We start from the raw sequence: 18,849 nt of genomic DNA on the forward strand, positions 1-18,849 counted from the left end.
TCAGCTCGACGCGTCGCAGTACCAGTCGAGCGCGTGGCGCCACAGGGTGACATCGCGGTCGTTCTCGATGAGCTCGTCCACGTCTCCCGCCGACGCGACGTGGAGTTGCAGCCGCTCGGCGAGCGTCGCCGACGAGCGCGCCCACGCGAGCAGGACGAATCCGGGATCGAAGTCGAGACCGTGGCCGCGGAGATGCTCGGTCAACGCCGGACGGCCCCGGCCACCCGGCGCCCAGAGCTGGTCGAACGCCCGCCGCTGCGAGTCTCTCGTGAAGGCGCTGCGGGAGGACTCCGCCCAATACTGCAGGTAGAACACCAGGTCGTGGCCTGGCACGCCGTGCTCGCGGGCGCGCTCCCAGTCGAGCACCCGCAGCTCGCCAGCCCTGGAACGCAGCAGGTTCGGATGGCTGAGGTCGCCGTGCTCGAAGACCGCCGGCATCGGTCGTTCACTGAACGCGGCGAGCGCCTCGTGGGTGCTCGACGCGAGCCGCGCCAACGCATCCTGCCCGCTCAGCGCGACAAGCCGCGCGAGGGGACCGACGACCTGCGCTTCGTACCAGCCCGTGCTCCTCGCAGGCTCCCTCGTGCGGGGCATCGCGTCGACGAAACGGAGCCCAGCGGCGAGCGCCGCATCGGGGTCGCGCGCGATCGCGGCCGGGTCCAGCGGCGAGCCGGAGATCGCCTCACGCCGGAGGAAGCGTGTTGCGCCGACGGTCGCGAACCCGTCGATCCGCGGCACCGCGCCGCCGAGTCCGGGCGCGGCCGCACGCAGCCCCTCGAGCAGGTCGCCCTCGCGCCTGATGCCGGAGTCGTCACCGGGTTGCCGCGGGATTTTGACCACCCAGGAACCCGGCGAGCCGACGGGCTCGCGCATCGCGACGACGTGGCGCGAGGTGTCGAAGCGCGGGGTGACGAGCACCGGGCTGGCGTCGCCGAACACCGGGTGCGGCTCGCGTGATCGCGCGACGACGACGTACCCCTGTCTGGCGAACAGCCAGTGCCCCCTCGCTCGACTCGCGAGCCGAGCCGCGAACGAGACGAGCCGCCCCGCTACCGAGCCGTCGTGCCTGCGGAGCGTCGCGTCGAGCGCCGCACGGTCGTGCAGCGGCACGAGCCGCGCCGGCCGTTCGAGGTCGGGTGCGCTCCAGTAGGCCAGCGGATGCGCCCCCGGGATGCGGCGGGCGTGCGCCAGAACGCGCGCCAGCGGAGCCGCCCGCCGACGCACAGCAGCAGCGCCGACCTCCACGCACAGCGCGCCGCCCTCGGCGACCGCGGCGAAGCCGGCCGCGAGGTCGATGGGGGAGTCGGACGCGACGAAGACAAGATCAAACGCGCGCGCATCCGCCCCGCCCGCATCCACGGGGCGCACTCCAGGCTGCAGCAGGCGCAGGGCCGCCAGCCTGCGCTCGTCGAGCGCGCCAATGTAACCCAGCCTGGCCGGCTCGAACACCCCGGTCAGGAAGCGCCAGTCATTTCGCCGCCACGCGCGCAGCTGCGACTCGAGCCCATGCTTCGGCACGGCGTTCCCCCACCTCCGGCGCCGCTTCGGCGCCACCCCGCGGCAAGACTAGCTACGCCGCGACGAGTTCCGCGAACGCGCTGCCGAGCGCGTCACGGACGAGCCTCACGTTCCTGCGCTCGCGGAGCGCGCCGCGGGTGGCCGTGAAGATGTCGCGGTGGGGTCGCCCCGGGAGGTCGAGGAAGCGCAGACCTCCGCCCGAGTCGGCGCCGACGAGCTGCGAGACCAGCCCGACCGCATGACCCGCGGCGACGAGCCGCAGATGGGTGTGCAGATCGCTCGCGACGTACCTGACCTCCGGTTCGAAGCCAGCCGCGCGGCACTGCTGCTCGGCCCACTCACGCGCCGCGGTGCCTGGCGGCTCCATGACCCAGGGGACGCCCCGAAGATCGGCGATCGAGGTGGCCTCCGACGCCTCCGCGGTCGCGACGGCAATCGCGTCGAAGCCGAGCACCTCGCGCTCGATGCCGTCCACATGGGGCCGCGTATGCCCCGGATACTCCTCGGCCACCACCAGGTCGTACCGGTGCGCCTCCAACTCAGAGAGCCCCTCCTCGGGAGACACGGCGTCGACCTCGACCCGCACCTCGGCATGCGCTGCCTCGAGCAGCGTGAGGGCGCGAGGAAGCAGTGAGCGCACCACCGACTCGAGCGCGGCGACTCGCACCGTCTCCGCGCCAGCGCGGGACGACGCAAGCTCGTCGCGAGTCCGCGTCTCCAGATCGAGCACGCGGGCCGCATGCTCGGCCAGCAGCACCCCCTGCGCCGTCAGGCGCACCCGCCGGCCGTCCTGCTCGAGCAGTGCGACCCCGACCTCCCGCTGCAGCAGCGCGAGCTGGTGGGAGACCGTCGAGGCACTGAAGTTCAGCGACTCCGCGACGGCCGTGATGGTTCCCCGAAGCTGCAGTTCGCGGAGCAGGCGGAGTCGACGCAAGTCCCACATTTCGGCAACCTTTCGGGATCATCGACGAGTTCTCTTCGATTATCTTCGCTTCTGGTACACGTTCCTACCAGCAAGACTGGAAGGTACGTGCATCCACAGGGGGAAGCGCGTCGTGTCCAGAAGGAGTCACCGCCGATGTCCGACCTGACTTTCCAGCTCATCGCGCTCGCGATCTACTTCATCGCGATGGTTGGCATCGGAATCTACGCATTCCGGAAGACCAAAGACCACGAGGACTACATGCTCGGCGGTCGGAACCTGAGCCCAGGCACCGCCGCGCTCAGCGCCGGCGCCTCCGACATGTCCGGCTGGCTCATGATGGGCCTGCCCGGCGCGATCTACGTCTCCGGGCTCATCGAAGCGTGGATCGCCATCGGCCTCACCATCGGCGCCTACCTCAACTGGCGCTTCGTCGCGCCGCGCCTCCGCGCGTACACGGAGGTCGCGAGGAACTCGATCACCATTCCGAGCTTCTTCGAAAACCGCCTCCGCGACCGATCGCGGCTGCTCCGCATCGTCAGCGGCATCGTGATCCTCATCTTCTTCACGTTCTACATCTCCTCCGGCATGGTCGCAGGCGGCGTCTTCTTCGAGGGCTCCTTCGGGGGCGACTACCTCGTCGGCATGCTGCTGGTCACGGGCGTCACGCTGCTGTACACACTGGTCGGCGGGTTCCTCGGCGCATCCTTCACCGACGTCGTGCAGGGACTCATGATGATGCTCGCCCTCGTCGTCATCCCCGTCGTCGCGATCTTCACGCTCGGCGGCATCGACGACGTCTCTGCGGCCATCGTCGAGTCCGGCGTCGAGCACACCGGCCTCATTCCCGCCGCCGGCCTCGACTGGGTGACCACGATCGCCGTCGTTTCCGCACTCGCCTGGGGCCTCGGCTACTTCGGCCAGCCCCACATCATCGTGCGCTTCATGGCCATGCGGGACCCGGGCTCCGCGACCGCCGCGCGCCGCATCGGCATGTCCTGGATGACGCTCTCCATGGTCGGCGCCGTCACCGCCGGCGTCATCGGCGTCGCGTACGTGCAGCGCAACGGCATCGAGCTCAGCGACCCAGAGGCGATCATGCTCGTCATGGCGCAGGTCATGTTCCACCCGATCGTCAGCGGCTTCATCCTCGCCGCGGTGCTCGCCGCCATCATGAGCACCATGTCGAGCCAGCTCATCGTGTGCTCGTCAGCACTCGTTGAAGACCTGTACCTCGTCATCGCGAAGAAGCAGCCCTCAGCGCGCAAGCTCGTCATCCTGGGTCGCGCGTGCGTCTTCGCCGTCGCCGTCATCGCCGGCGTGCTCGCCTTCGACCCGACCGGCACGATCCTGAGCCTCGTCGGCTTCGCCTGGGCCGGGTTCGGCGCGGCCTTCGGCCCTGCGATCCTGCTCAGCCTCTTCTGGCGCAAGCTCACCAACTGGGGCGCGCTCGCGGGCATGGTCACCGGCACGGCGACGGTCTTCGCCTGGTCGGCGCTCGGCACCGACCTCTACGAGATCGTGCCCGGCTTCATCGTCAGCCTCATCGCATCCATCGTCGTTAGCCTGCTCACCTACAAGCTCGACCCCGAGATCGACGGCGAGTTCGACCGGGCCAAGACACTCGTGGTGAAGAAGAAGGTCGACGCCGACGAGGAAGAGACCGTCTCGGCCTAGCCGCCTCGCCCGCGCCGCCCGCGCCGCCCGCGCCGCCCGCGCCGCCCGCGCCGCCCGCGCCGCCCGCGTTTCCGCGCCGCTTCGAGGGTCAGAGTCGAGGCGTGCGCGGGGGCTCCGTGCGCCGCTCGCCCGTCGCCTCGAACGCCGACGCGAGGCGCAGGAGCGCCGTGTCGTCGTAGGCGCGACCGGCGAAGGTCAGCCCGACCGGCATCCCAATGTCCGCCATCGTGCCCATGGGAACCGTCACAGTCGGGATGCCGAGGTGACGGATGGCGAGGTTGCCGTTGGCGACCCAGACACCGTTGCGCCAGCCCAGCTCCGCAGACGCCTCGTCGACGTCCATGTCGGCGCGGCCGACGTCGGCCACGGCAGGGAAGACGACGGCGTCGAGACGCTGCGCGAGCATCCACTCCTCCAGGTCCAGCCGTCTTGTCTCCTCGAGTCCGCGCACGCCGGCGGCGAGCTCGGGGATCTCCGTGAACGAGGCGACCGGATGCGCGCGCACGTGGTCGGGGTACGTCGCGATGTCGTCGTCAAAGCCGGTGTAGCGATCGGGCAGCGCACCCTCTGGGTGCGGGAAAATCCGCGCGCCGTCGACCTGAGCCAGTGAGTTCAGTCGCGGGTCGCCGTTCGCGGCGAGGAAGTCGTCCCACCCCCACGCAGAGAGATCGACGATCTCGCGCCGCAGGTATTCGGGCGAGACCAGCCCGCGGGTCGAGATCTTCGGCGCTCCGGGGCGGTCGCCCTCGTAGTTCGAGACGACCGGGAAGTCGACCTCGACGATCGTGGCGCCCGCCGCTTCGAGGTCGGCTCGCGCCGACTCCCACAGCTCGATGATGGATCGACGCGTCTCGATGCGTCGGCCTGTCGGCCCCCCGATGCCCGGCGCGTCAGACGTACCGGCCTCGGGGTCGGCGTTGAGGTACATGCGGGGCACGCCAATGCGCGTGCCAGCGAGCGCAGCCCGCGCATCCGCCTGGTTCGTGGGGCGCAACGCCGCATACGAGGCGGCGCGCACCTCAGAGGGGCGGGGGAGCCGCACCCACGGCTGCGCGCGCCAGAAGTCGCCCCGTGTCTCGGCATCGTCGGCGACGACGACGTCGAGGACCTCGAGCAGGTCCGCCATCGTCCTCGAATGGGGAACCACGACGTCCATGGTCGGCACGAGCGGCCAGTTGCCGCGCACCGAGATGACACCCCGTGAGGGGGTGTACGCGCAGAGGGCGTTGTTCGACGCCGGGGCGCGGCCGCTCGACCAGGTCTCCTCGCCGAGCCCGAACGCGGCGAAGCTAGCCGCCGTCGCCGTGCCCGACCCGTTCGACGACCCCGAGCCGAAGGCGCTCGTCAGGAACTCCCCGTTGTAGGGGCTCTCGGCGCGGCCGTACTCGCCGCGCTGCATGCCCCCGTTGGCCATCGGCGGCATGTTCGTAAGGCCGAGGCAGATCGCGCCGCCCTCCCGCAGACGCTCGATCGTGAACGCGTCGCGCTGCGCCACGAGGTCGGCGAACGCTGGACTGCCGGATGCGGCGGTCAGGCCACGAACGAGGTAGCTGTCCTTCGCCGTGTACGGGATACCGTCGAGCGGGCTCAGAGGGCCGCCAGCCGCCCGACGCTCATCGGAGGCGCGTGCCTCGACGAGCGCGTCCGGGTTGGCGACCACGACCGAGTTGAGGAGCGGACCAGCCGCATCGTAGGCGGCGATGCGCGCCAGGTAGGCCTCGACGAGCTCCACGCTCGTCACCTCGCCGCGCTCCAGCGCGCCGCGCAGCTGCGCGATCCCGGCCTCGACGACGTCGAAACTCATCGCGAGCCCCCGTCTTCGTTCCGTGCGGTCAGGCTCGGCTGCTGCTGCGTGATGCAGTGGATTCCGCCGCCTCTCGCGAAGAGCTCCCGCGCGTCCACCGACACGACCGTGCGCCCCGGGTAGACCGACTCGAGCACCTCTCGCGCCCGCGCATCCGCAGCCTCGTCGTCGAAACCGCACGCCACGACGCCGTCGTTCGTGACGAGGTGGTTGACGTAGCTCCAGTCGACAAAGCCCTCCTCGTCGCGCAGCGTACTCGGCGCGGGAATGCCGACGATCTCGAGCTCGCGGCCCGCCGCGTCACGCTGACCGGCCAAGTGCTCGCGCAACTCGGCGACCACGGCGTGGTCGGGATGCGCGGGGTCGAGCTGCTCGTGCAACAGCAGCGTGCCGGGGGAGGTGAGCGTGGCCACGATGTCGACGTGGCCGTTCGTGCCGAACTCGTCGTAGTCGCGGGTGAGGCCGCGCGGCAGCCAGATCGTGTGCGTGGCACCGAGCGTGCGGGCGAACTCCGCTTCGACGCGGGCCTTATCGGCGAGCGGGTTGCGCCGCTCGTCGAGCTGCACGGTCTCGGTCGCCAGCACCGTGCCCTCCCCGTCGACGTGGATGCCGCCGCCCTCGTTCACGAGCAGTGAACTGACGAGCTGGGCACCGCTCGCCTCCGCCACGATCCGTCCGATGCCGGCGGACTTCTGCCATTCGGCCCACGCAGGGGCGCCCCAGCCGTTGAAGATCCAGTCGACGGCGCCCAGCGTGCCAGGACGCTCGTCGTCGGTGACAAACGTCGGGCCGATGTCGCGCATCCAGAACTCGTCGAGCGGCGCCTCGAGAATCTCGATCTCCTCGCCGAGCATGCGACGTGCGCGAGAGAGCTCGCTGGGGTCGACGACCATCGTGACCGGTTCGAAGCGGGCGACGGCGTGGGCCACGGCGGTCCAGGCGTCGTAGCCGGCCTCGCGCTTCGCTGCCGAGTCGCCGAGGGTGATGCCCTCTCGGGGGAACGCCATCCACGTGCGGTCGTGCGGCGCGGTTTCGGCGGGCATTCTCCAAGCCATCTCCGGCTCCTTCGGTGGTCGATGTCTCTGTTATTGATCAAGTGATCAACAATTGCTCGAAGAGTAAGTAGACTCGGGACATCGTGTCAAGAGCAACCAGGAAGCCAGCAGCCGAGCGCCGAGCCGACATCTCGGCGGCCGCCATGACCCTCGCCCTCAAAGAAGGCCTCGCGAGCGTCACCATGCGCGCCGTCGCCACCCGCATCGGCGTCGCACCCGCACTCGTCGCCCACTACGAGCCCAACATGGACGAGCTCGTCACCACCACCTTCCGCGCCATCGTCGGCGGCGAGCTCGACGAGCTCGAACGACAGCTGGCGCCCATCCCGTCGCCCTCCGACAAGCTCGACCTCCTCGTCAGCACCCTCCTTGACGGAAGCCGCGACGCCGTCACCCACGTCTGGGTCGACGGATGGTCGCTGGGGCGGAGGAGCGAGACGCTCGCGGAGGGCGTGCGCGCCGAGATGGACCGATGGCACGAATCCATCACGCGCATCCTGGTCGCCGGCAGCGAAGCAGGCGAGTTCGGCGTGCGGGAAGCCGACGCCGTCGCATGGCAGATCCTCGGCATGATCGACGGGCTCAACGCCCACGCGCTCGTGCGGTGGGGGAGAGACGGCGAGCGCCCCGACCTGCTCCGTACAGTCCTGGATGCGATACTCAGACCAGAAACCGCCCAAAATCCTACAGAAACGACTAGTCTAAAGCGTGACTTCTAGCAATTCTTCCGTTCAGACCGAGGCTGAGGCTCCCTCCGCAGAGGCCCAGGCCGCGACAACATTCGCCGATCTCGGTCTCGACGGGCCAGTACTCAAGGTCCTCAGCGATGTCGGGTACGAGACTCCCTCCGCCATCCAGGCCGCGACGATCCCCACCCTCCTCGAAGGCCGCGACGTCGTCGGCCTCGCCCAGACGGGAACCGGCAAAACCGCCGCGTTCGCGCTCCCCATCCTCTCCCAGCTGGACGTCGACCAGAAGACGCCGCAGGCGCTCGTCCTCGCCCCGACCCGCGAACTCGCACTCCAGGTCTGCGAGGCTTTCGAGAAGTACGCGGCGCGCATGCGCGGCGTGCACGTGCTGCCCATCTACGGCGGGCAGGGTTACGGCGTACAGCTCTCAGCCCTGCGTCGCGGCGTGCACATCGTCGTCGGTACCCCCGGCCGCATCATGGACCACCTCTCGAAGGGCACGCTCGACCTGAGCGAGCTCAAGTTCCTCGTGCTCGACGAGGCCGACGAGATGCTCAAGATGGGCTTCGCGGAAGACGTCGAGACGATCCTCGCCGACACCCCCGACACCAAGCAGGTCGCGCTCTTCTCCGCGACCATGCCCTCGCAGATCCGCCGCATCTCGAAGAAGTACCTCAACGAGCCGGCCGAGATCACCGTCAAGACGAAGACCACCACCTCGTCAACCATCACCCAGCGCTACCTCATCGTCAGCTACGCGCAGAAGGTCGACGCGCTCACGCGCATCCTCGAAGTCGAGAACTTCGAAGGCATGATCATCTTCGTTCGCACCAAGAACGAGACCGAGGGACTCGCTGAGAAGCTCCGCGCCCGCGGGTACTCGGCCGCCGCCATCAACGGCGACGTTGCCCAGGTCCAGCGCGAGCGCACCGTCAACCAGCTCAAGTCCGGCAAGCTCGACATCCTCGTCGCAACGGATGTCGCCGCGCGCGGACTCGACGTCGAGCGCATCAGCCACGTCGTGAACTTCGACATCCCCACCGACACCGAGTCGTACGTGCACCGCATCGGCCGCACGGGGCGTGCAGGTCGCACCGGCGACGCCATCAGCTTCATCACGCCACGCGAACGGTACCTGCTCGGCCAGATCGAGAAGGCCACCAAGCAGGAGCTCACGCAGATGCAGCTGCCGAGCGTCGACGACGTCAACACGACGCGCCTCACGCGCTTCGACGACGCCATCAGCGAGGCGCTCACCCAGACCGACCGCGTCGAGAAGTTCCGCGACATCATCGACCACTACGTCCGTCACCACGACGTTCCGGAATCCGACGTAGCCGCTGCGCTCGCGATCGTCGCGCAGGGCGAGACGCCGTTGCTCCTCGACGCCGAAGCCGAGCGCAAGGAGCGCTTCGAGCGCAACCAGCGCGAGCAGGAAGAGCGCCGCGCCCGCCGCGAACGCGACGGTGGCGGCGACAGTCGAGGCTCGCGCGGTGGCGACCGACGTGACGGAGGCGAGCGGGCACCGCGTCGCTCGCGCTCCAACGGCAAGCCCATGGCCATGTACCGTCTCGCCGTCGGCAAGCGCCACAAGGTGGAGCCCCGACAGATCGTCGGCGCGCTCGCGAACGAGGGCGGCCTCAGTCGCGACGACTTCGGAGCCATCGACATCCGCCCCGGCTTCTCGCTCGTCGAGCTACCCGCCGACCTGTCGAACGACGTGCTCGACAAGCTCACCGGCACCCGCATCTCGGGCAAGCTCATCGAGATCACCCCAGATCGCGGGCCCTCGCGCGACTCGAGTGACCGCCCGTACAAGAAACGCTACGACAGCTAAGTCGAGCCGAAAGATGCCCCTTCGCCACACGGCGAGGGGGCATTTCGCGTCTGCCGACAGGATGCTCCTGTGCCTCCTCCGGTCACGCTGCGGAATGAGGGCTCGTGGGCCCGCGGAGTGATGTTGTCGGCGATCCGTAGGCGCCGGTGATGAGATCCCCCGGATCCGCCTGTTCGGGGGCGAGGGCGGCCGTACGTTCGAAGCAGAACCACCGCACGAACAGCCAGGAGGAACCATGAGCTCGACCGCCACACCCCGAACCACCACCCCAGGCACGCGAGGCGCGCGCCTCGCCGCGCGCATCCTCGCCACCGCAGCGGCCGGCGGGCTCTCCATCGGGGCGCTTGCCGGCTGCAGCCTGCTCCAGCACGACGCGTGGGCGGTCAGCTACGAAGCCGTCGTCGTCTCCGGGGCTGCTGCCGACGCGAGCACCACCGTCGAGTACACGGACCGGGCGAAGCGCGGTGAAGCGCAAACCAAGATCACGCAGGAGGCAGCGGTCGGCGGCGGGGCCGTGGTCTACGAGTCCATCGCGGAGCTGGACGAGAACGTCTCGGTCACCGTCGCGGCCGTGCCCGGAGCGGTCGTGAGCTGCGCCATCAAGCTCGACGGCGAGCGGATCCTCGCCGAGGCGCAGTCCGAAGTCGGAGAAGCGGTCGAGTGCACGGCCACGACCCCAGCGAGCCTCGACGACTGATCGCGGCGCGCACTCGCGCTGCAGCAACGAAAAGGCGGGCCACCCTGAGGGTGACCCGCCTTCTCGGCGTCAACTGCGTCGCGTTAGTCGCGAGCGGTGCGTCGGCGCGTCAGCAGGAACAGCGCGCCTCCAGCGAGGAGCAGCAGCGCCGCCGCTGGCGCGAGCCAGGTCGGCATCTCGCCACCGGTCGTTGCGAGGTTGCCGCCCTGACCCGGACCTGCCGGAGCCGGCTGAGTAGGCTCAGTCGTCGGCTGCTCAGGATCGGTCGTCGGCTGGCCGGGGACCGTTGGGGTCGCCGTCTGCGTGGGCGTGGGCTCCGGGGTTGCGGTCGGCGTCGGCTCTGGCGTGGCCGTCGGAGTCGGTTCCGGGGGCGCGGTCGGAGTCGGCGTCGGCGTGGGCTCCGGTGTTGCGGTCGGAGTGGGTTCCGGCGTTGCGGTCGGAGTCGGTTCCGGCGTTGCCGTGGGCGTGGGCTCTGGCGTTGCGGTCGGAGTGGGCTCTGGCGTTGCCGTGGGCGTGGGCTCTGGCGTTGCGGTCGGAGTGGGCTCTGGCGTTGCCGTGGGCGTGGGCTCCGGTGTTGCGGTCGGAGTGGGTTCCGGCGTTGCGGTCGGAGTCGGTTCCGGCGTGCCTGTCGGCGTTGGCGTTGGCGTGGGCTCTGGCGTTGCGGTCGGCGTCGGCTCCGGGGTGGTCGTCGGCGTCGGCGTGGGCTCTGGCGTGACCGTCGGCGTCGGAGTCGGTTCCGGGGTCGCCGTGGGCGTGGGCGTGGGCTCTGGCGTCGCGGTCGGAGTCGGTTCCGGCGTGGTCGTCGAAGTGGGCTCCGGCGTTGCCGTTGCGGTCGGCGTCGGCGTCGGGGTCGAAGTTGGTGTGTTCGTGACCGTGATCACTCCGCAGTCGTTCGACTTCGTGAGGTCAACCGTGTATGGGCCCGAGACGCTCGAGGTGTAGCCATCGACCTCGACCTCCTCGATCGTGTAGGTGATCGGCTCACCTGGGTTGAGCTGCGTCGGCAGGTTCTGCCAGACGTAGTGCTGTGTTCCGGGCTGCAGCGTGACGCTCTGGTCGGTGAGCAGCGCGCCATCAAGGCCGACGGCGGGTTCGCCGTTCGCGAGGAGGTGGAACGTCGTCACGGGGACGTCGAGCGGGCCCTCACCCGGAGCGGCTGGGCACGTTGCCGTGGCAGCCAGCGGGGCGGCCTGGGCCGAGTCGGCCCACTCCTTGACGAGCATGAGCGACGTCGTCGGCTGGTTGGCGTACTCGCCGGATCCCCAGCCGGACGCGCTCACGAACTTGAACCATCCGCCATCGATGATCTCTCCGTCGATCTCGGTCGACGTGATGCTGGCGGAGTTCTTGATGTCCGCGTTCACCTTGGGCAGTACAGTGCGGTACGCGATCGCGTACTGTGCGTTGTCGCTCGGCGTGACGCCCTTGGAGGCTAGGAAGTCGCTGATCTTCAGTTCAAAGGTGGTGGACCCGTCAGCCTCGGTGCCGAACGTGAGGAAGCCGCTATCGGCGAGGCCGGCGAACGATTGCGTCGAGCCGCCGTCGCGCACGCTGAGTGTGATGAAGTTCTTGAGGTACGGGCCCGCGAGCAGGCCTGCGAGCTCCGCTTCGGTGAGCGTGCGGCGTCCGTCGTTCGGGTCCTGCATGAGCTCCGGAGTGAAGCCGCCGAGGTTCTGGAGCTTGTCCTTGAGGATGATGTTCTGGCCGAGAGCCTGCGCTTCACCGGTCTGCCAGTTGTTGAGCTCGACGAACCACTGCGCGAAGATCTGTCCGCTGTTTGCGGGCTGCACCCAGGCGTAGTCGTATGCGTAGGAGTCCAGCTTCAGCTTCTGCTGCAGGTTGACGGAGTCCGAGCTGTTTCCCGACCACTTGTTGATCATCATGGGGTTCTCGCCCGGCGCGGCGCCGTACTTGACGACGGGGAAGTACGCGGACTCGCCACCGATGGTGACCTGGTTGTCGACGGGAGTGCCCTCGTCTGGGGTCTTCACGTAGGTGACCAGGTACTCGAATCCGCCCGCGACGTTGGTTGCGCCTGCAACTGCGTCGGTGAAGGTGACCGTCACGGACCCCGTGCCGCTCGGAACGGCCGTAGCGATCTGCCCGAGAGCGACGCTGTCGCCGGATCCGACCTCGAAGCCGTCCGGGAGCGTGACCACAAACGAGTCGCCGGGTGCGACGCCGGTCGGCATGCTGAAGTCAAACATCAGCTTGTAGGGCTGGTTCGGTGAAACGGTGTCCACGACCTGGCCGGAGGCGTTGGTCAGCTTAACACCGGTTGTCGTCGGCTGAACCGTTGCCGCAGCGGCGGGCTGAGCCGCGAACGTCAGCCCTCCGAGTGCGAGTGCCGCGACGAGCAGCAGCTTCAGCACCGCCCCCGCGGTGCTTCTTAAGGTGTGCATCACTTCTTGTATCTCCCCCTCTGCTGGCCCCCCTGGCACAGCACGACTCTCTAGCTTACGGTCCGGTCCAACCGCTTGGTCGGCCCTGTGTTATGTGAACAGATATTTCGCGGGATCGCAATGTCGGCTTGTAGGGATCCGTGCACACCATGGGTGTTTTCGCGACGCCACGGTTGCTCGCAGATCCGCGTCCGTCCAGCACGCAGAAGGCACCCGCGTGCTTCGCTAGAGTGGGCATGCGCGACGACGCGTGTCCCACTCAGTCAAGGAGCATCGTGCCCGAACCCACCGCGGCCTCTTCCCCCCGAGTCTTCTCCGACGATTTCGTCTGGGGGTCCGCAACAGCCTCCTACCAGATCGAAGGCGGTGCCGCGGAAGGCGGACGGACTCCCTCGATCTGGGACACCTTCTCGCACACTCCCGGCAAGGTCGAAGGTGGCGACACCGGCGACGTGGCCATCGACCACTACCACCGCTGGCGCGACGACGTCGAGACCATCAAGGAGATGGGACTGGATGCGTACCGCTTTTCGATTTCGTGGTCGCGAGTCCAGCCAGGGGGCTCCGGTGACTTCAACGAAGAGGGCATCCGCTTCTACTCGGAACTGCTCGACGCACTCGTCGCGGCTGGCGTCAAGCCCGTCGCCACGCTCTACCACTGGGACCTGCCCCAAGAGCTGGAAGACGAAGGCGGCTGGGCTAACCGCAACACCGCCTACGCGTTCGCCGAATACGCCGCCCGCATGGCGCGCGAGTTCGGAGACCGGGTGCACACCTGGTCGACGCTCAACGAACCGTTCTGCACGGCCTACCTGGGCTACGCATCCGGTGTGCACGCCCCCGGTCGCACCGAGCCTGCCGCAGCGCTCGCGGCGTGCCATCACCTGAACCTCGCGCACGGGCTCGCGACCCGCGCGATCCGCACCGAGGTCGGCGAGGACGCCGTCGTCTCGGTCACCCTCAACTTCCACGTCATCCGCCCGGACAACCCTGACTCCGCTGAAGATCGCGACGCCGTCCGCCAGATCGACGCGCTCGCCAACCGTGTCTTCCTCGGGCCCATGATGTCCGGACACTACGACGACGACCTCATCCACGACACCCGTGACGTGACGGACTGGTCGTTTGTCCTGCCTGGCGACACCCAGCTCATCCACCAGCGCATCGACGTACTGGGCGTCAACTACTACACAACGTTCCGCGTGAAGAAGTACCTTGGCACCGGCGAGCGCTCTCGCAACGACGGCCACGGTGAGTCCGCAGCCAGCCCCTGGGTCGGCGTCACCGACATCGACTTTGTCGATCAGGGAGCGCCCTACACCTCGATGGGGTGGAGCATCTTCCCGGACGGCCTCACCGAACTGCTCGTCGGCCTGAGCGAGCGCTACCCGGGGCAGGCCCTCATGGTGACCGAGAACGGGGCCGCGTTCCCCGACGTTGTCAGCGACGACGGGCTCGTGCACGATCCGGAACGCGTTGCCTACTACCACGACCACATCGCGGCGATCGCCGACGCCATCGCCGCCGGCGCCGACGTGCGCGGTTACTTCGCGTGGTCGCTCTTCGACAACTTCGAGTGGGCGTTCGGCTACAACATGCGCTTCGGCATCCTGCGCGTCGACTACGACACCCTCGAGCGCACCTGGAAGGACTCAGGTCGCTGGTACCAGCAGCTCATCGCGACCCGCACGCTCCCCGTGGCGGGTGCATGAGCTCGGTTGAACTCGTCATCTTCGACTGCGACGGCGTGCTGGTCGACAGCGAGGTGCTCGCGGTCCGAATCTAACGCCAGATGCTCGCAGAGCTCGGATGGGAGCTGACCCAGGACGAGCATGTCTCGCGTTTCCTCGGCACCTCGCAGGCGACGTTCGAGCGGAAGCTGCAGGAAGGGCTGGGGCGTCCCGTACCCGACGGGTGGTTCGATCTGCAGCGTGAGACGCTCTTCCGCGCATTCGACACCGAACTCACCGCTGTCGATGGCCTACCCGAGGCGCTCGCCATCATCCAAGACGAGCTCGGTCTTGCGAGCTGCGTGGCCTCCAGCGGCGACCACGCGAAGCTCAGCAAGACACTTGGCCACACGGGCCTCTCCGCCCGGTTCGAGGGGCGCGTGTTCAGCGCCACCGAGGTCGCACACGGAAAGCCCGCCCCAGACCTCTTCCTTCACGCGGCAGAGCGTATGGGCGTCGACCCGGCGAGGTGTGTCGTCGTCGAGGACAGCGCCTTCGGCGTGCAGGCGGCGGTGGCCGCCGGGATGCACGCCTACGGGTACGCGGGCGGGCTCACCCCCGGCCAGTGGTTGGAGGACTCTGGCGCAGAGACCTTCGGCCACATGTCCGAGCTGCCCGACCGCATTCGCGCGCGGACTCACCGCGCATGACAGGCACCGCCAAAATCGACTTCAAGAAGGAACTCGACTCCTACCGGGCGAAGAGCGGGGAGTTCCGGGTCCTCGATGCGCCGAGGCTGCAGTACCTCATGGTCGACGGGCACGGTGACCCGAACACCTCGACCGAGTTCGCGAAAGCCGTCGAAGCCCTCTACCCGGTGGCGTACGCCATGAAGTTCGGGAGCAAGACGGAACTCGGCCGTGACTACACGGTCATGCCGCTCGAAGGGCTCTGGTGGTCCGACGATCTGGCGGCGTTCACACACGCACGCGACAAGTCGCAGTGGAGCTGGACCCTGCTCCTCATGACGCCAGACTGGATCGACGTGCATCGATTTAATGCGGCCGTCGCCAAGGCGGGCGCGAAGAAGCCTCCGGAGTGGCTCGATCGCGTTCGCTTGGAGTGGCTAGATGAAGGCACCGTGGTGCAGACCCTGCATCGGGGCTCCTTCGACGATGAGGGGCCGACGCTTGCCCGCATGCACGACGAGTTCATTCCAGCAAACGGGCTGCACATGACCGGCAAGCACCACGAGATCTACTTCAGCGACTTCCGTAAAGTACCGGCCGACAAGATGAGAACCATCCTTCGCCAACCAGTCGCGCGTCTCGCATCCTGAGACACCAAAGGCGGGCCGCTCGGTGAGCGGCCCGCCTCGGGCTGTGCGTGGGGTCTACGCGGTGAGCGAGTCCACGTACTCCTGGTTCTCGGAGATCCACTGCTCGACGATGGGTGCGTAGTCGTCGGTGTCGTTCTCGTTGAACATCACGTTCTCCAACGAGTACAGCTGGTCGGAGTCCATCTTGAAGTTCTGGATCCAGCCGGCGACGGTCGGGTGCGTCTCCATGAGATCTGCCTTCCCGAACGAGTGGATGCCCTCGGCGTCACCCAGCAGACCCTGCGGGTCCTCAAGGTCACGGATCGGGAACGCGTCGTACGCCCAGTGCGGGCGCCAGAGCGTCACGACGATGTTCTCGCCGTTGTTCGTAGCCGTCTGCAGCTCGGTCAGCATCGCGGCGGTCGATGAGGTCTGGAAGTCCAGGCCGTCGAGCTCGTAGCCGGGGATCACGTCGTCCTGCATGACCCGCGTGAGGCCAGCGCCCGGCTCGATGCCGATGATGGTGTTGCCGAACTGGTCAGCGGCACCGGCGAGCTCGTCGATCGACGTGATGGGGGAGTCTTCGTTGACGGCGACGGTCAACGATGCCTCATCGTTCCATGCGCCGAGGTCGACCATGTTGTCGCCATACTCTTCGACGTAGTCGGCGTGCGTGGCGGGCAGCCACGTGTCCAGCGTCAGGTCGTAGTCGCCGGTGGAGAGGCCGGAGTAGACAGGCGCCGGGTCTGCGTACTCGAGCTCGACTTCGTAGCCCTGCTCGGTGAGGATCGCCTTCCACAGTTCGGACGCGGCGATGCCCTCATCCCAGCCGTTGAAGACGGCGATCGTGATGTCCTTCTGGTCGCCGTTCTCGAGCGTCTCGGCTTCAGCGTTGCCGGAGCAGCCGGTGAGGGCGAGTGCGGCGGCCGAGGCGGCCGCGATCCCGGTGATGATTCGTTTCTTGGTACGCATTCGCGTCCTTTCGTTTCTGGTTGGGGGAGTGGAGGTGTGGTGGGTCAGGCGGAGCCGGCTGCGACCGGTTCGCGCGCCGGCGCGGCCTTGGCGTCGACCTGCTCGATGTCGCCTGCCGCCTCGCGCTGCTTGGTGCGCTTCGAGCGGAGGATGGACGGCACCCGGCGCTTCTGGCCTGCGAAGGCGGCCGTCACACGGTCGAGGAAGATGGCGAGGATGACGACCGAGATGCCGGCCTCGAAGCCGAGCGCGACGTCGATGCGGTTCAGGCTCTGCACAACCTGCGCGCCGAGCCCGCCAGCGCCGACCATGCCGGCGATGACGACCATCGAGAGCGCCAGCATGATCACCTGGTTGACACCAGCCATGATCGAGGGCATCGCGAGCGGCAGCTGGATCTGACGCAGGATACGGCCGGGCGTCGCACCGAACGCGCGGCCGGCCTCGACAACCTCCTTGTCAACGCCGCGGATGCCGAGCTCCGTCATGCGCACGCCGGGCGCCATCGCGAAGATGATCGTCGCGACGATACCGGGGACCACGCCGACGCGGAACAGGATGAGCGCCGGGATCAGGTACACAAACGCGGGCATGGTTTGCATGAAGTCGAGGATCGGCTTGACGGCCGCGGAAGCCGCATCCGACTTCGCGGTCCAGATGCCGAGCGGGATGCTGAACAGGATCGCGAGCGCACTGGCGACCAGCACGAGCGCGAGCGTCGCCATGGCGTTCTCCCACTGGTTGACGCCCACGATCATCAGGAAGCCGACGAGGCTCCCGACGGCGAGCTTCCAGCCCTTGGCGAAGAAGGCGACCGCGGCAACGACGATCAGGATCGCCCAGAACGGAGGCGTCTCGAGCACCCAGTAGACGCCCTCGTACATGCCCTGGAACAGCGAACGGATGACAGCGAACAGACCGTCGAGCGCCTCCGTCAGCCACCGGACGACCGCCTCCGCGCCTTCCCCGAGGGGCAGACGGAACGTGGCTGGCAGGGTCGTGAGTGCGGTGGCCGCGATCATGCGTTGCTCCCTTCGAGCGTCTCTGCGATGTCCGCCGGGCTCACGCTCGTGACGGGGTCGATGACCGGGAGGAGCCCGGTGGTGCTCGGAACGTTCGCGAGCGACGCCAGGATCGTGATGCGGGGGACCACGCCGAGGAGACGCTGGTTCTCATCCACCACGGCGATGGGCAGCGTCGAGTCGACCGACAGCTCGAAGAGGTCCGAGAGCGGTGTCTCGGGGGAGACCATGGCGATGTCACGCTTGATCGCGCTCACCAGGTCGGGCTGGCTGTCCTTCACGAGGCGCATCACGTGACGGTCGATGACGGCGCCCTCGAGCTTGCGTCCGGCAGAGATGATGAACGCCCCACCGGTCTGCGTGTCGCGCATGACGCGCAGCGCGCCGCGGGGCCCAGCGCTCTGCGGCACAACGGCCCGGGCGGGCTCCATGACGCTGCCTGCGGTGAGCACGCGCGCGCGGTCCACATCCTGCACGAACTGGGCGACGTAATCGTTCGCCGGGTCGGTAAGGATCTCCTCCGGAGTTCCGATCTGCACGATCGCGCCGTCGCGCATCACGGCGATGCGGTCGCCGAGGAACATCGCCTCGTTGAGGTCGTGCGTGATGAAGATGATGGTCTTGCCGAGCTCCGCCTGCAGATCGACGAGCTCCTCCTGCATCTCGCGCCGGATGAGCGGGTCGAGCGCGCTGAAAGCCTCGTCCATGAGGAGGATGTCGGTCTCAGCCGTCAGCGCGCGGGCGATGCCAACGCGCTGCTGCATGCCGCCGGACAGCTCAGACGGGAGCGCATCCGCCCACTGGCCGAGGCTGACGCGCTCGAGCACCTTGCGCGCACGCTCATGGCGCTCCGCGCGGGGCACGCCCTGCACCTCGAGGCCGAAGGCCGCGTTCTCGAGCACCGTGCGGTGCGGGAAGAGGGCGAAGTGCTGGAACACCATCGAGACGTGGTTCTGGCGCACGCTACGAACTTCGGCGGCATCAGCCGTTGCGAGATCGGTGCCGTGGATGACGATGCTGCCGGCCGTGGGTTCGAGCAGGCCGTTGAGGGTGCGGATGAGGGTGGATTTGCCCGAGCCGGAGAGGCCCATGACAACGAAGATCTCGCCCTGCTTCACATCGAAGGTGGCGTCGATGACTGCCGCGGTGACTCCAGGGCCGAGTTCAGATCTCGGCGTTCCGGAGCTCAGTCGCTTCGCGGCTTCCTTGGGCTTGCGCCCGAAGACCTTGGTGAGGCCTTTCACAGACACAGCTGTGTCGTTCACG

General features: G+C 68.2%; 15 protein-coding genes. 7 read left to right on the forward strand and 8 right to left on the reverse strand.

Annotated features, from left to right (window positions below; genetic code table 11):
• On the reverse strand, positions 1-1,518 hold the full coding sequence (locus ACPYN9_RS05775; protein ID WP_424464743.1) for an aminoglycoside phosphotransferase family protein: 1,518 nt from the start codon (positions 1,516-1,518) through the stop codon (positions 1-3).
• A gap of 52 nt (positions 1,519-1,570) precedes the next feature.
• Entirely contained in the window at positions 1,571-2,461 is an 891-nt protein-coding gene (locus ACPYN9_RS05780) for a LysR family transcriptional regulator (RefSeq protein WP_424464745.1), read from the reverse strand.
• A gap of 135 nt (positions 2,462-2,596) precedes the next feature.
• On the opposite strand from ACPYN9_RS05780, the gene putP reads away from it, so the two are divergent.
• On the forward strand, positions 2,597-4,117 hold the full coding sequence (putP, locus tag ACPYN9_RS05785; RefSeq protein WP_424464747.1) for a sodium/proline symporter PutP: 1,521 nt from the start codon (positions 2,597-2,599) through the stop codon (positions 4,115-4,117).
• An 88-nt stretch (positions 4,118-4,205) separates the two neighbouring features.
• On the opposite strand, the gene ACPYN9_RS05790 is transcribed toward putP, so the two are convergent.
• Positions 4,206-5,921 carry an amidase gene (locus tag ACPYN9_RS05790; RefSeq protein WP_424464749.1) on the reverse strand — a complete coding sequence of 572 codons (1,716 nt, stop codon included), beginning with the start codon at positions 5,919-5,921 and terminating at the stop codon, positions 4,206-4,208.
• Positions 5,918-6,976, reverse strand: coding sequence for an agmatine deiminase family protein (locus tag ACPYN9_RS05795; protein ID WP_424464751.1), 1,059 nt, complete (start codon positions 6,974-6,976; stop codon positions 5,918-5,920). The genes ACPYN9_RS05790 and ACPYN9_RS05795 overlap by 4 nt, the downstream gene beginning before the upstream one ends.
• Positions 6,977-7,059: 83 nt before the next feature.
• On the opposite strand from ACPYN9_RS05795, the gene ACPYN9_RS05800 reads away from it, so the two are divergent.
• From ACPYN9_RS05800 to ACPYN9_RS05810, 3 genes are all read left to right on the forward strand, one after another.
• Positions 7,060-7,695, forward strand: coding sequence for a TetR/AcrR family transcriptional regulator (locus ACPYN9_RS05800; protein ID WP_424464753.1), 636 nt, complete (start codon positions 7,060-7,062; stop codon positions 7,693-7,695).
• Positions 7,685-9,502: a DEAD/DEAH box helicase gene (locus ACPYN9_RS05805; RefSeq protein WP_424464754.1), complete on the forward strand. Its 1,818-nt coding sequence runs from the start codon at positions 7,685-7,687 to the stop codon at positions 9,500-9,502. The genes ACPYN9_RS05800 and ACPYN9_RS05805 overlap by 11 nt, the downstream gene beginning before the upstream one ends.
• A gap of 235 nt (positions 9,503-9,737) precedes the next feature.
• The gene (locus ACPYN9_RS05810) at positions 9,738-10,199 is read left to right on the forward strand and encodes a hypothetical protein (RefSeq protein WP_424464756.1); all 462 of its coding nucleotides are present in this window, start codon (positions 9,738-9,740) and stop codon (positions 10,197-10,199) included.
• An 83-nt stretch (positions 10,200-10,282) separates the two neighbouring features.
• On the opposite strand, the gene ACPYN9_RS05815 is transcribed toward ACPYN9_RS05810, so the two are convergent.
• The gene (locus ACPYN9_RS05815; RefSeq protein ID WP_424464758.1) at positions 10,283-12,601 is read right to left on the reverse strand and encodes an Ig-like domain-containing protein; all 2,319 of its coding nucleotides are present in this window, start codon (positions 12,599-12,601) and stop codon (positions 10,283-10,285) included.
• 236 nt (positions 12,602-12,837) lie between these two features.
• Between ACPYN9_RS05815 and ACPYN9_RS05820 the strand changes: the two genes are divergently transcribed.
• From ACPYN9_RS05820 to ACPYN9_RS05830, 3 genes are all read left to right on the forward strand, one after another.
• Complete coding sequence (locus ACPYN9_RS05820; RefSeq protein WP_424464759.1) at positions 12,838-14,313, forward strand: GH1 family beta-glucosidase; 1,476 nt, start codon at positions 12,838-12,840, stop codon at positions 14,311-14,313.
• An 80-nt stretch (positions 14,314-14,393) separates the two neighbouring features.
• Positions 14,394-14,981, forward strand: a complete 588-nt coding sequence (locus ACPYN9_RS05825; RefSeq protein ID WP_424464761.1) for an HAD family hydrolase — start codon at positions 14,394-14,396, stop codon at positions 14,979-14,981.
• Positions 14,978-15,610 (forward strand): GyrI-like domain-containing protein, encoded by a 633-nt coding sequence (locus tag ACPYN9_RS05830; protein WP_424464763.1) that lies wholly within the window; start codon positions 14,978-14,980, stop codon positions 15,608-15,610. The genes ACPYN9_RS05825 and ACPYN9_RS05830 overlap by 4 nt, the downstream gene beginning before the upstream one ends.
• Positions 15,611-15,664: 54 nt before the next feature.
• On the opposite strand, the gene ACPYN9_RS05835 is transcribed toward ACPYN9_RS05830, so the two are convergent.
• Genes ACPYN9_RS05835 through ACPYN9_RS05845 form a run of 3 tightly spaced genes read right to left on the reverse strand, consistent with a single transcriptional unit; the run spans position 15,665 to position 18,848 of the window.
• The gene (locus ACPYN9_RS05835; RefSeq protein ID WP_424464765.1) at positions 15,665-16,561 is read right to left on the reverse strand and encodes a glycine betaine ABC transporter substrate-binding protein; all 897 of its coding nucleotides are present in this window, start codon (positions 16,559-16,561) and stop codon (positions 15,665-15,667) included.
• 44 nt (positions 16,562-16,605) lie between these two features.
• Entirely contained in the window at positions 16,606-17,583 is a 978-nt protein-coding gene (locus ACPYN9_RS05840; protein ID WP_424464766.1) for an ABC transporter permease, read from the reverse strand.
• A complete protein-coding gene (locus ACPYN9_RS05845) occupies positions 17,580-18,848 on the reverse strand; it encodes a quaternary amine ABC transporter ATP-binding protein (RefSeq protein WP_424464768.1) in 1,269 nt (422 codons plus the stop codon). The genes ACPYN9_RS05840 and ACPYN9_RS05845 overlap by 4 nt, the downstream gene beginning before the upstream one ends.
• Position 18,849: the final 1 nt, after the last annotated feature.

It is taken from the genome of Pseudoclavibacter helvolus, assembly GCF_049707175.1.
In the GTDB taxonomy this organism is placed as follows: domain Bacteria; phylum Actinomycetota; class Actinomycetes; order Actinomycetales; family Microbacteriaceae; genus Pseudoclavibacter; species Pseudoclavibacter helvolus_A.